The sequence below is a fragment of the Paenibacillus sp. DP01 genome, from assembly GCF_044784315.1.
Lineage (GTDB): Bacteria > Bacillota > Bacilli > Paenibacillales > Paenibacillaceae > Paenibacillus > Paenibacillus polymyxa.
Genome location: NZ_CP173059.1, coordinates 4,518,942 through 4,531,958, shown reverse-complemented (window position 1 = coordinate 4,531,958; position 13,017 = coordinate 4,518,942). Strand labels below are relative to the sequence as shown.

Sequence of the window (13,017 nt, the reverse complement as noted above, 5' to 3'; positions counted from 1 at the left end):
GCCATTCACACGTCCGATGGTTGCTATTTTTAAAGGAGGTGAACTCCGATCAAGCCGAAAATGATGCTATTCAGCCATGTCAGCAACGTTCGCAGTATTACAGGGGCGGAAAAGCTGCTGCTGCAATTTTGCCTAGACGTTCGTACGTATTTCGATTGCATTCTGGTAACGCCTGGTGAAGGACGGCTAACCTCAATGGCCCGCAAGCGTGGGATCACTGTCCAGATTCAGAATCTATTCATGCTGCATGGCATGTATACTCCGTACGAGGGATTGGCGCAGGATGCGGAGAATTTGCGGAATCATGTGGCGTACGCGCCGTTGCTCCAGATGCTTGGGCAAGCTCGGCCTGATGTGGTGCTGGTCAATACCTGTGTGAACGTCATGCCAGCTATGGCTGCCCAAGAGCTTAATATTCCGGTGATCTGGAAAATAACTGAGGTCATTAATCAAAATGCGCATACGCCAGTTTCTGTCTCCATTATTGAGCGCTATAGCCAATGGGTCATCGGCATTTCGCAAGCGGTTATGCGTCCTTTGTATGGCGGGGGATTGACACGTCAGCATACGGTGTTGTCTCCATGTCGGGATATGGAAATGCCGTCTCCCAAAGAGCATGTGCTGGAACGGAAGAGGAAACGTGAAAAGCTGGGACTGCGGGATTTTCATATCTGCATTGGTTATATTTCATCCTTTATCTACGAAGCCAAAGGGCTGTTGCCTTTTGTCCAAATGGCTCTAAAGCTGTGTGAAACCAATTCGCAGTGTCGTTTCTGGATCATCGGCAGCTCAGTGGACTCCGAGTATTACGTAAAATGTGTCTCTTTGATTCGCCAGTCTCGTTATAGCCGCCGCTTCCAGTTCAGTTCATTTGAGGAGTCCGTCTCAACAGCCTATAGCGCAATGGATATTGTTGTGATCCCTAGCATGGTGGAGGAAGGCTTTGGTATGACGGCCCTGGAGGGTCTGGTTTACGGCAAGCCTGTAGTAGCCTTTGCTCAGGGCGGGCTTGTGGAATTGATGGAGGCGACTGGAAATACAGATTTTTTGGTAGAGCCGGGAAACAGCGACATCCTGGCGCAAAAAGTAGGCTACCTGCTCGATCATCCCGAGGAAATGGAACGAATTGGTGTGCGTAACAACAGTGCGGCTACGCGTGTGTACGGACCCGATTCCTACCGAAGCAGTCTGCACGTCATGGTCAGTCAATGGGTATGTCATCATCCGCATTGGTTCCCATTGATTCAGCAGCCGGGTGGACCGGTATGGACGAGGGAAAGCGAAGGACTGCGTCAGGTCACTGCTATACCTGAGGCTTATGCCCACACTGTTCGAGAATTTCCCGAATCGGTGGTTAATCAACTGCCGGTGCTGGGCCTGCCGCCAATTGAATATGCAGCTATTCAGGGCTTGCCACAACCAGCTCCCCCTTTGCCTGAGGCACCATCTGAGTTGCCTCGCCGCAAGCGTAGTATTCGGGCAAGATGGCCAAAGGGACGCAAGCATACCAGACTGCGGAATCGAAGGTACAAGAAAAGCGCTGGCAGAAGCCGTCTCAAGAAAATTCACGGGTCCCCGTTATATCGAAGATCCAAGTCCAAACAGAAGCTCAAGCGGAAACTCAAACTCCTGTCACGGCGATCCAAAGCGCACAAGCAGAAGCGAGTCATACTCAAGGCCAGACAGCATTCCAAACAACGGTCCGGGTGAACATACACCGGACCGTTGAGATGAACGTTTAGCCGGAGCACAGCCAGTCTGCTGGATGGCTATTATTCATTGAACTCCACAGTTCTATGAAACAACGACAGCAAAGGTGGGTTCCAAAACCATGAAAATATTGACCGTGCTCGGCACAAGACCGGAGATTATACGGCTCAGCCTGATTATTCCGAAGCTGGACCATTATGCAGATGAACATGTGCTTGTGCATACGGGCCAAAATTATACGGAAAGCCTGAGCGGACAATTCTTCCGCGAGCTGGGTTTGCGCGCCCCGGATTATGTGCTTCAGGAGAAAGCGGGAACGCTGGGCAAACAACTGTCTGCCATGTACTCGCAGATGGAGGACATTTTAAACAAGGAACGCCCGGATCATGTACTTTTGCTAGGTGATACGAACAGCGCCTTATGTGCCCTGCTTGCGGAACGTATGGGTTACCCCGTTGTGCATATGGAGGCAGGGAACCGCTGCTATGATCTGGATGTGCCAGAGGAGAAGAATCGGCGCGTCATTGATGCGATTTCTACCATTAATATGCCTTATACAGAGCAAAGCAAGCAGCATCTACTACGCGAAGGCTTTCCAAGCCAACGAATTATACTGACTGGAAATCCGATCTATGAAGTAATGCAACACTATGAGAAAGAGGTATCCGGCAGCGAAATTCTGAAAAAGTTAGGACTGTCGCCCGGAGAATATTTCCTGGTCACTGCCCACAGAGCTGAAAATGTCGACCATCCGCCGCATTTGCTGGCTATTTTGGATGGTCTTAACCGAGTAGCCCGGCAGTTCGGGCAGCGTGTCATTTGCAGTATTCATCCCCGCACGGCCGCCCGGATCGCAAGCCACCCGCCGATCCAGCTTGATCCGCTGGTAGAATTCCACGAGCCGTTCGGTTTTTTTGACTTCGTTCTGCTGGAGCGACATGCCCGCTGCGCTTTGACGGACAGCGGTACCGTACAGGAAGAATGCTGTGTCATGGGGGTGCCGACGGTCACGATGCGTCGCACGACCGAAAGGCCGGAAACGGTAGATTGCGGCAGCAATATCGTGTCCGGTCTTGATGGCGAGGTTATAGCAAATGCGGTAGCCTTAATGACCGGGATAGCTCATAAGTGGCAATGTCCCGCAGGCTATCTGGCGGAAGATGTGTCGGATAAGGTAGTAAAATTTCTGCTTGGAGGGAAACGGCATGTTTGAAAACAAACGTATCTTGGTTACCGGCGGTACCGGCTCCTGGGGGCATGAGCTGGTTGCCCAGTTATTGCCGCGTAACCCCAAAGAAGTCATTATCTTTTCACGCGGAGAATCGAGTCAGGTTGCAATGAACAGGCAGTTTGAGGATGAACGACTCAGCTTCTGTATTGGGGATATTCGGGATAAGGATGCGCTGACTACCGCTTGCCAAGGAGTAGACTATGTATTCCACTTGGCGGCTCTCAAGCACGTACCTGTCTGTGAGGATCAGCCCTATGAGGCGCTCAAAACGAATGTCGTAGGCACCCAAAATGTAATCGAGGCCGCTGTCGCCAATCAGGTAAAGAAGGTCATATATATATCGACTGACAAGGCGGCCAACCCTTCCAATTTTTATGGTATGACGAAGGCGATTGGAGAAAAACTGATTGTTTACGCCAATTTGCTGAATAGTGATACACGTTTTGTGACGGTACGCGGCGGTAATGTTTTGGGTACAAACGGAAGCGTGGTGCATTTGTTCCAAAGCCAGATTCGCCAAAAGGGCAAGGTTTTCATCACAGATATGAACATGACCCGCTTCTTCCTGACCTTGCGTGATGCCATCAGTCTACTGTTCAAAGCTTCCGTAGAAAGCGTGGGCGGCGAAATTTTTATCATGACCATGCCAACCTGCCGTATTGTGGATTTGGCTGAGGTGCTCATTGAGGATTCAGGCGTGGAAAATGTAGAAATCATAGAAAAGGGCGTCCGTCCCGGTGAGAAAATACACGAGATTTTGATGAGCGACTTTGAAAGCCTGACAACGGTAGTATATGACGAGCAATATTTGGTCATTCTCCCGACACTGAATATTCCTCAATTAAAGGACCGTTATAATCAGTGCCCTCCGGTATCGTTCAGCAGCTTTAGTTCGGAATTCAATTTGATGTCAAAAGAGGAGATTCGAAGCATTCTCCAAAGCGGGGGGTTCATCAAATGAAGCTGCTTATTTTGGGCGGGAACGGCATGGCAGGCCATGTTCTGGTTAAGTATTTTCAAAACCAGAGCGGGTATAACGTGTTCTATACCACCCGTGATTCCGCAAATAAAGGCGGTCTCCTGCTGGATGTAAAGGACAGCTTTATGGTGGAGCAGCTGGTACGGAGTGTACAGCCAGACGTAATTATTAACGCGGTTGGCGTACTCAATCAATATGCCGGGAAAGATCAGATTGCGGCATACCAAATCAATGGATTGCTGCCGCATCTTCTCCGGCAGACGGCGGACAGTATCGGTGCCCGATTGATTCATATCAGCACGGATTGCGTATTCGAAGGAAAGCGGGTTCCTGGCTTATATGAGGAGACAGATCAACCTGATGGGACAAGTGCCTATGCTTTGACAAAAATACTCGGAGAAGTAAAGGCACCGCGGCATCTGACCATCCGTACCTCTATTATCGGACCGGAGATTCGGTCAGGCGGGATTGGCTTGCTGCACTGGTTCTTGCAACAGAGCGGAGACGTTGACGGATACCGCCGGGTCTTTTGGAATGGAGTCACAACGCTGGAATTAGCAAAAGCGATACAAGTGTTGATGAATGAGCCGCTGGACGGACTCATTCATCTGGTTCACCCTGAACCGATCAGCAAGCATGATTTGCTGCTTCTGTTCAAAGATATCTGGAAGAGAGAGGATATTCGGATCGTGCCGAAGGATGAGCCGGTGCAGGACCGGACGCTTCGTTCTACCCGGGCCGATCTGCTCTACGATGTTCCTCACTACAGCATCATGCTGAAGGAGCTGCTGGAATGGACAGAAGCACAGCGGAACAACGTCGGCCAGTCATAGCCATTACCGGAGCGGCGGGCTATACCGGGATGCATGCCTGCCGCTATTTTGCAAAACTTGGCTGGGAGGTGGCAGCGCTGACTCGCACTGCCGCTTCTGCTACAAAATTGACCTCACAGACTGAAAATGATGGGGATTTCAGCCTGGAAGCGGGCACACGTGGCTGTATTACACCTTATGTGTGCGACTTACTCGACAAGAAACGTCTGGGCGAAGTGATTCGACACATTGCTCCGGATTATGTGCTTCACCTGGGTGGCAAAAATTCCGTACCTGAATCTTGGCAGAGTCCATTGCTATATATGGAATCCAATGTACTGTCCACCCTGTATCTGCTCGATGTACTGCGACCTTTCCCCCAAGCCAGAATTGTTGTTGCGGGTTCTCGGCTAAAGACGGCTTTACAGGCACCATACCATCCAACGCATCCATACAGCCTTAGCAAAAGCATTCAAGAGGCAGTCGCGCTCTCGTGGGGCGCGCTGTTCGAGCAATCTGTCATGTTGGCAGAGCCTTGCAACCTGATTGGCCCGGGTCCATCCACCGGCTTTTGTGCATTACTCGCGGGGTATATCGTTCGGACAGAACGCATGAAAGAGCAATTCGTAACGGAGGCAGCCCCGTTTCGCGTGTCTTCCCGACATGCGCAGCGTGATTTTCTCGACGTTCGTGATGCAGTTCGCGCCTATGGCGTGCTATTGGAAAAGGGAGTGCCAGGCCGAATTTACTCGGTCTGCACAGGCCGCATTGTGGAACTGGGAGATATCGTGGAACGTATGGTTGCGCTGGCGAAAATATCTATTCCCATACAATGGGGAGATATAGCCGAGCCAGCGGCAACGGAGGCATATCGGGCGCAGGAGCTGGAGGAGATGGGCTGGAAGCCGACCATACAGCTGGGGCAATCGCTGGAGGATATGATTCAATACCGCCGAGCTGGAAAGGAAGGAACGATATGAGACCAAAAGTAACGATCGTCATTCCCTTTTATAACTGTGCATATGTGGATCAGGCTTTGCAAAGCGCATTGGAGCAAACCTATGGGCCGCTTGAGATTATTGTCGTCGATGACGGGTCCACCACACATGTTAATATGCTTCAGCCCTATCTTCCCTATATACATTATTTGGGCAAATCTAACGGTGGAACAGCCAGCGCTTTGAATCATGGTATCCGGCATGCCAGCGGTGAATATATTGCGTGGCTCAGCTCCGACGATACCTACCATAGGGACAAAATTAATAACCAAGTTTCTTTTATGATCGAACAGGGTGCATACATCTCTCATACTAATTTCAATTTTATCAATCAACACAGCCAAGTCACAGCCTATCAGGCAGCTGCTGTATTTCCGTCCCTGACGGAGTTTTACCGTTTTTTCCAGCAGGGGAATCCGGTCAATGGATGTACGGTGATGTTCAAAAAGGAGCTGTTTGCACATATCGGTTTGTTCGATGAACTGCTGCCGTACACCCATGATCTGGATATGTGGTACCGAGTAATGCTGGCAGGATATCCATTTCCTTTTCTGAACGAGTCCTTGGTTAACTACCGCTGGCATGATGAAATGGGAACCAAAAAATATTGGCCTGCTGTGGAACAGGAGTACAACATCACCCAAGCACGTTATCGAGATCGCTTCAGTCAGATGTTGGGCGGTTTATCCTCATGAAGCGAAAGTTTGTCAGGGGGGATTGATATGGTAGATACGGGGATTGTTATGCCGCTGTACAAACAGGATATTGGTTATCTGCAAGCCGCGATCTCATCCGTACTAGCCCAGAGCTACAGGGCATTTCGCTTCATCATTGTGATTGACGGGGCGCCGGAAATGATAGAGCCGGCGCTTCACGCAGCAATGGGAGACCCGCGCGTTCAGTTGGTTACACTCCCTCAGAACCAAGGAGTATCCCATGCCCTTAACCGGGGATTCGATGAGTTGTTTAAAGATCCAGCGATCAAGTATGTGACCTGGGTATCCAGCGACAATGTGTATCATTCATCCTTTATCGAACGATTGCGGTGCGAGCTAGAGCGGGGGCCCGATTCGCTTGGACTTGTGTTCTCCACCTTCCGTCAGATTGACGCTGCGGGTAATCCGTTATACGACCAGCAGCATCAACAAGCGCTGATTCGGTACCAAAGTCAGCCGCATCACGAATTGTTGAACGCCAGCATTGTCGGGGTGTCATTTATGTACAAAAGCCAATATGCCCGTCTGATCGACGGCTATCGGCTGCAACCTGTAGAGGATTATGATTACTGGCTGCGGCTGACCGAGACATGCAACATGAAATTCATCCCGGATATCCTGATGGATTATCGGGTGGATTCTGCTTTTAGTGTATCGGCCAGCTTGCGCAGCCAAAAAGAACATCGACGCTGGCGGCATGCATTTCAAATCGCCAAACATGAGGCCAGGGCCCGCCGGGGTATCCCACTTGAAATGACCATTTTAATGCCTATTACAGATATGGCTCAAGCTGAGCCGTTGCTCGATAATCTGCTGGAGCAGCATTACAGTAATTGCATCGTGCGGTTGCTGGATATTACGCCGGAACAGGGAGCTTCTTCCTTTCTGGAAATGATGCTTGACCCTCGGCTAATCGTAACGCCGAGACCGCATTATTCCGTCAAGGAAGCACTGATTCAGGCGATTGGTGAAACGACAACACGCTTTGTTGTATGCTTCGGTGTCAAACCTTATATTGCCGTGACAGATTTGTTGTATCTTACGGATTTATTGCGCCCTTTGCAGGATACACATGCCTTTTCCTACTATACAGATGACCACTCAACCATCGGCAGCGGCCGAGGAGTTCAGTCCGTGCCGCCGGAATGGAATTACGTGTATTATACCCACAGATTGCATCAGGCACTGGAACAGGGTGGCTTTTAAATAACAGGGGACAGTGCCGGGATTGTGGTCAGCTCGGACTGGAGAACACGATGCTCCTGTACAACATTACCAAACTGATCCAGTCCAAAGTTGGAAAGCACAACATTGGCTGGAGCGACGGAGACTACGTTGTATTGCACCTCATAGGCAAGAACCCCTTGTATAAAGAAGGTCCGGCGTGCAATCGAGTTTGCAGGCAAATTAACCGATGTTACGTATAGTGGTGTCTTGGTATCCGGTACGAGTGAGAAAAAAATTTGGATGGTCACGGTTGCCGCGTTCACTGTGTCCTCATTGACCAAATTTACAACAACATTGGAGCAGGCAGTACCAAAATCCCTTGTGTTTGTCATATATCCGGTTGTAAAAGCCAATAGAATCATCCTCTCAAAACAGTATGATGGAATCCCTCAATAGGGATGCTTCTATACTATGAATCTATGGAGAGGAAAGCTTGTATGGTTGTCTGTAGGCTATACCGAAAAAAGTACATTTTGATAGAAGCACTTCAGGCATATCTATATATAATGAAGGGAATGCTCGCGATGCCTTTGAATTTTCAAGTAACACCCAGCGGCCTGCCCAAGTTTGAGCCTAGTGTTGCTGTTAATTTGCTGAATCCGAATATCGTTGTGGCTGTAGCTGTTGACTTTAGCAGCGGGCCCCCTTTAATTGGACTGTATCGCTCACTGGACGCCGGGGCGAACTGGACCGATACGTTACTGCCACTCCCACCGGGATATACAGGAGCAGAGGCAGGAATGGTGGCCTATCTTTTCCCCAATATTTTTATCGTATCGGCGCATGTGTTTCCGGGAAATGAGAACGGGGCTGTCGTGATCTACCGTTCTACGGACAATGGGGCCAGTTTTGATCCTCCGGTGGTCATTAACCCAGGCTATGGAGATTACATTAATAATGACTGGACCAATATTACGACAGATAACGCAGGGGCAAGTCCGTATCTAGGGCATGTCTACGTTACGTATAACCGCCAATACAACGTAGAGGTTAATGCTCGGTCAGCGGCCTTCTACCAGCGCTCCACTGACGGAGGATTGACCTGGGATCGACCGTTAATGCTTTCCAATATCCAGTCCTCCACAGAGCGGCCTGAGCCTGCGGTCGACAAATATGGCAGTGTATATGTCAGCTGGATTCGTACGGGGCCGCAAACACCGGCTTTCTTTATCCGGCGTTCTTTTGATGGAGGGTCCACTTTTAGCGGGGATATTCTTGTGTCCAACATAACACTGGTACCTAGTCCGTTGCCCGTCCCCGGATATGATTTTCGTGTATTGAATTCTCCCTGCTTGGCAGCAGACTGCTCGGGGGTGCCTTCTACAACAAATACGCTATATGCCGTGTGGCAGGATTTTGGTCAGGGCTACAGCAATGTGTTGTTGTCCAAATCCAGTGATTTTGGCGGTACCTGGAGCGCCCCAGTCATTGTGACAGACAGCCCGCCGGGTTCTCAAAATTTCTTCCCTGCGATTGCAGTGTCGCCCAAGACGGGGCTGGTCGTTGTTGTCTACTATACGAATCGCCTGGACGGCTTTAATCTGGATGTGTTCGCCGCTCAATCATCAGATGGGGGCAATACCTTTACGAACAGTCGTCTCACAACGACTTCCTTTAACCCGAATGTAGGTGGGGGCGAATCAGAACTGATCGGCGACTACATTGATATCGCCATTGTACCACCGAACAGCTATATATCCGTCTGGACGGATACGCGCACAGGCAGTTTAACGATTTTTGCTGGCGTACCGGGAGGTGAAACCTGATGCCGAACGTACAGCTTACGCCCAGTGGAAGGCTGGCACAGGAGCCGAGTGTGGCTTTCAATCTGCTCGACGGTACCATAGTAGCTGCTGCCATTGATTTTACGACCGGACCGCCGTTGACAGCAGTATACCGTTCAGATAACGGCGGTGTCTCCTTCACACAGCAGATTTTACCGCTGCCAGTCGGTTATGTAGGGGCTGAATCCCATAGCGTCAGCTATGGTTTTCCCAATTTGTTCGTCATAGCCTGTCACGTATTTACCGCAGACGGCTTGAGCGGTACCATCGCTACCTATGTGTCCAGAGACAATGGGAATACATTTGATCCACCCGTGATTGCCCAACGAGGGTATGGGACGTTTGTCAATAATGTGGAAGTCAGCGTGAAATTCGATACTTCACAGGTCAGCTCCTATACTGGCAACATTTATTTATGTTATACACATCAGTATAACCCCGACTTTTTCGGCGGCTCAGTCATGTTTTTTCAACGCTCGCAGGATGGAGGAATCACATGGGATACACCTGTGGTGCTCACTCCTGGTTCCAATCAGATCACGCGCGGAGAAATCACTGTGAGCATTACAGGGGTGATTTATGTCGGGTACATTGTGACGAATCCGGTTAACCAATATCAGGTCATTGTGTCCTTCAATGGGGGGACTTCGTTCAGTTCCTCGCTGCCAGTGTCCTCTGTCGTCCCGGTTCCAAGTCCGCTGCCTGTGGTCGGTTTTGGCTTTAATGTATTGCCGACGGCCAACATTGCCATAGATCGTTCCACCAGCCCGAATCAGGGGACGCTTTATGCGGTTTGGCAGGATAATCGGGCAGGGTATGCGGATGTGCTGCTTGCCCGGTCCGTGGATGGTGGATTAAGCTGGACTGCGCCGCAATCGGTGACAGGAGCCAGTGCAGGAGCACAGCATTTTTTCCCGGCCATTGATGTTTCGCCCGTGACCGGTGTGATTAAGATTGTGTACTACACCAATCAAATCATAGCCTCTTTATTAGATGTATTTGTTGCAGAATCATCGGACGGAGGGAATACATTTACGAACCTCAGAATAACAGACAGTTCCTTTAATCCTAACGGGATTAGTCCCGTTCCAGTGGTCACGATTGGCAATTTTATTGATGTAACGATCGTGCCGAATAACGGTTTTTTTGCGGTCTGGACAGACGCATTATCGGGTTTCCAGCAAATTTACGGAAGCAACGGAATGTAGCTTAACGTACGAGACAGAGGAGGTGGGGCTGTTTTGAAAATTTTGTTGGCTACGTACTGGCCGATTCCTCATTTGGGTGGTGTGTGGCCCTTTATGCTGCAAATTAAACGAAGACTTGAGCTACTGGGTCACACGGTAGACTTGATGGGGAACGGACCGGATACCCCTAAATACCATATTGTTTTTGAAGATAAGGAGTTGCTGAAGGATCAATTGCTGCCCTTGCTGCATACGAAGCTGAATGAATCGGCTGCCCCTGTATTACATTTGGATTCATGGGTGCAGACGGTGGAAAAGGATCGATACTGTATGGAACTGGCGGCAGCCTATTTCGGGGTTGAGCAGTATGATGTGATTCATACGCAAGATGTCATAGCCACTCGTGCTCTAAGTCGGGTCAAACGCAAAGACAGTGCGTTGGTAGCAAATATTCATGGCTCGCTGGCTCGTGAAGTCATGATGGCTTTGGAGCGGGATCATGAAGAGGGTTACCGCGAGACGCTGATGTGGAAATATTATTGGGCGCTGGAGCATTATGGCGCTATTTCCGCTGATATTACGATTACGTCTACAGAATGGATGAAGCAGACGCTTGTGCGTGAGTTCGAAGTGCCTGAGCAGCAGATTGCCACTTTCCAATATGGCTTAGACACCGAACACTTCTGGGAAGTCCATGCCAGGGGAACAGACATGACACGACCTGAGGGGAAAAAAGTTATCATTTGTCCTTCTCGGCTGGTCTATATCAAAGGGCTACATTATTTAATGAGCGCTCTTGGCCTGTTGAAAGCAAGCCGTACGGATTGGGTTTGCTGGATTGTTGGGGAGGGAGATAAGAGGGAAGAGCTTCAGGCACAGGCGAAGGAGCTGGGGCTGGAAGAAGACGTGGTATTTCTCGGACATCGTGAAGATGTACCTGCCCTTTTACAACTGGCGGACCTTTTTGTACATCCGAGCATACAGGATAATCAGCCGTTTTCGGTCATGGAGGCACAGATTATGGGGCTTCCGGCAGTGGTATCGGATGCGGGTGGACTGCCAGAAATGGTGAAGCATGAACACACTGGACTGGTTTCCCCGGTTGGCGATGTGGAGGCACTTGCAGCTCATTTGCAGCATTTACTCGCTCAGGATGAAGTACGGATAGCTATGGGGAATCGTGCCAAGGCATGGGGAACCGCGCACTGGTCGCTGGATGTTATGATTGAACGGCTCGTCAATATTTATGGGCAAGCGCTTAATCAAGTGCGTTGATTCGATAGTTAGGAGGGAGAGCATGACTTTTCCTATCGTTGGAGACTTGTACAACCGTATTTTTGAAATCCAGCAGTCACACCCAGATCAGATGGTCGATTACGCAATCTGGAACCGAATTAATACCTCGTTGCCAGAGGATTATAAGCTGCCGGACGCTGACATTTTGGAACGGCTGAAACAATCCGCGCCATGAGCATACAGACCATATAAAAAGGCAGGTCGGGCTTACATTCCCACCTGCCTTTAGTTTATTTCAGCTCATTGTTCATCCGGGTTGTCATCCATTTGGTCTACATAAACCGAGCCTCGCATCATAAGTGGTCCCGTAACAACAGCACGGTGGTCAGCTGATTGTACAGTCAAGCAGTATACATGAGTCTCTGCCTGTTGTGCTGTTTCCTCATAGCTTAACTCGGCAAATCCCTCCTGATAACAGGAGTCCTGCAGCCAATCCAGCACGGGTCCCTGCTCATCGTTGCGGCGCAATCGAATATCCAGCTCCCCAATATCCCAGTTGAGCAGCGGATTCTCCCATGCCAAAGAGACTTCGATGAGAATGTGGCCCTCAGCTTCACCTGCAGGAATGATCAATGTAGAGAGCACGATCTCCTGTTCGGTAACCTGAAAAGGCAGTGCATATGTGCCTGCTTCAGCTTTGTTTTGAACTGTATATTTCAACAACATACAATTTTCCTCCTCTGCCTGTTCATTAAGGTGTTACGGTAAAATGACTGGCTGTCCGCTTAGCGACTACGTTCCCGTTCTCCACAAATTCCGCCAGGATAAACAGCGTTTCGGGATTGTAAATATTCGTGACCACTCGCAGATAAAATGGATTTTGGGCTGCCTCCATATCCTTGATCTCCAATACAGATCCAGCTTCGGGAGAAGGGCTCAGCCGAAGAAGTTGCCGCCTGAAAACGCCACTGTCATTCCCCATTTCCAACAGCACATCAACAGATCTCTTTTCACGATTGAAAAAGGTTACATGGCAGCTTTGTATATGGGCGCTGTGGTAAGCGAGATGATGATCGACAGTTAAAAGAAACACGGACATATCATGATGCCTCCTTGAATTCCGTTAGGTTACCAGCC

14 protein-coding genes are annotated in these 13,017 nt (G+C 49.8%); 11 read left to right on the top strand and 3 right to left on the bottom strand.

Going from position 1 to position 13,017, the window contains the following annotated elements; translation table 11 throughout:
- Positions 1–60 precede the first annotated feature (60 nt).
- The 7 genes from ACH59B_RS19880 to ACH59B_RS19850 all read left to right on the top strand — a co-directional run bounded on the left by ACH59B_RS19880 (position 61) and on the right by ACH59B_RS19850 (position 7,652).
- The gene (locus ACH59B_RS19880) at positions 61–1,710 is read left to right on the top strand and encodes a glycosyltransferase (protein ID WP_016820074.1); all 1,650 of its coding nucleotides are present in this window, start codon (positions 61–63) and stop codon (positions 1,708–1,710) included.
- A gap of 121 nt (positions 1,711–1,831) precedes the next feature.
- Positions 1,832–2,923, top strand: coding sequence for a non-hydrolyzing UDP-N-acetylglucosamine 2-epimerase (gene wecB / locus ACH59B_RS19875; protein WP_016820075.1), 1,092 nt, complete (start codon positions 1,832–1,834; stop codon positions 2,921–2,923).
- Complete coding sequence (locus ACH59B_RS19870; RefSeq protein ID WP_016820076.1) at positions 2,916–3,902, top strand: polysaccharide biosynthesis protein; 987 nt, start codon at positions 2,916–2,918, stop codon at positions 3,900–3,902. The genes wecB and ACH59B_RS19870 overlap by 8 nt, the downstream gene beginning before the upstream one ends.
- A complete protein-coding gene (locus ACH59B_RS19865) occupies positions 3,899–4,753 on the top strand; it encodes an SDR family oxidoreductase (RefSeq protein ID WP_016820077.1) in 855 nt (284 codons plus the stop codon). Before ACH59B_RS19870 ends, ACH59B_RS19865 begins: the two co-directional genes overlap by 4 nt.
- Positions 4,714–5,712 (top strand): NAD(P)-dependent oxidoreductase, encoded by a 999-nt coding sequence (locus ACH59B_RS19860; protein ID WP_019688493.1) that lies wholly within the window; start codon positions 4,714–4,716, stop codon positions 5,710–5,712. The genes ACH59B_RS19865 and ACH59B_RS19860 overlap by 40 nt, the downstream gene beginning before the upstream one ends.
- Entirely contained in the window at positions 5,709–6,425 is a 717-nt protein-coding gene (locus tag ACH59B_RS19855; RefSeq protein WP_017427324.1) for a glycosyltransferase, read from the top strand. The genes ACH59B_RS19860 and ACH59B_RS19855 overlap by 4 nt, the downstream gene beginning before the upstream one ends.
- Positions 6,426–6,452: 27 nt before the next feature.
- Positions 6,453–7,652, top strand: a complete 1,200-nt coding sequence (locus tag ACH59B_RS19850) for a glycosyltransferase family 2 protein (RefSeq protein ID WP_044787316.1) — start codon at positions 6,453–6,455, stop codon at positions 7,650–7,652.
- Here the strand turns inward: ACH59B_RS19850 and ACH59B_RS19845 are convergent.
- Entirely contained in the window at positions 7,649–8,035 is a 387-nt protein-coding gene (locus tag ACH59B_RS19845) for a hypothetical protein (RefSeq protein ID WP_237709738.1), read from the bottom strand. The two genes, ACH59B_RS19850 and ACH59B_RS19845, sit on opposite strands and share 4 nt — an antisense overlap.
- Positions 8,036–8,110: 75 nt before the next feature.
- Between ACH59B_RS19845 and ACH59B_RS19840 the strand changes: the two genes are divergently transcribed.
- The 4 genes from ACH59B_RS19840 to ACH59B_RS19825 are packed head-to-tail and all read left to right on the top strand — an operon-like array spanning position 8,111 to position 12,115.
- Positions 8,111–9,439 carry a sialidase family protein gene (locus tag ACH59B_RS19840; RefSeq protein WP_016820082.1) on the top strand — a complete coding sequence of 443 codons (1,329 nt, stop codon included), beginning with the start codon at positions 8,111–8,113 and terminating at the stop codon, positions 9,437–9,439.
- A complete protein-coding gene (locus ACH59B_RS19835) occupies positions 9,439–10,665 on the top strand; it encodes a sialidase family protein (RefSeq protein WP_016820083.1) in 1,227 nt (408 codons plus the stop codon). The genes ACH59B_RS19840 and ACH59B_RS19835 overlap by 1 nt, the downstream gene beginning before the upstream one ends.
- Before the next feature lie 33 nt (positions 10,666–10,698).
- Positions 10,699–11,919, top strand: a complete 1,221-nt coding sequence (locus ACH59B_RS19830) for a glycosyltransferase family 4 protein (RefSeq protein ID WP_016820084.1) — start codon at positions 10,699–10,701, stop codon at positions 11,917–11,919.
- A 22-nt stretch (positions 11,920–11,941) separates the two neighbouring features.
- Positions 11,942–12,115 (top strand): hypothetical protein, encoded by a 174-nt coding sequence (locus ACH59B_RS19825; protein WP_016820085.1) that lies wholly within the window; start codon positions 11,942–11,944, stop codon positions 12,113–12,115.
- 65 nt (positions 12,116–12,180) lie between these two features.
- On the opposite strand, the gene ACH59B_RS19820 is transcribed toward ACH59B_RS19825, so the two are convergent.
- Both ACH59B_RS19820 and ACH59B_RS19815 read right to left on the bottom strand, forming a co-directional pair.
- Positions 12,181–12,606: a hypothetical protein gene (locus ACH59B_RS19820; protein WP_017427329.1), complete on the bottom strand. Its 426-nt coding sequence runs from the start codon at positions 12,604–12,606 to the stop codon at positions 12,181–12,183.
- 25 nt (positions 12,607–12,631) lie between these two features.
- Positions 12,632–12,979 (bottom strand): hypothetical protein, encoded by a 348-nt coding sequence (locus tag ACH59B_RS19815; RefSeq protein ID WP_017427330.1) that lies wholly within the window; start codon positions 12,977–12,979, stop codon positions 12,632–12,634.
- Positions 12,980–13,017 lie beyond the last annotated feature (38 nt).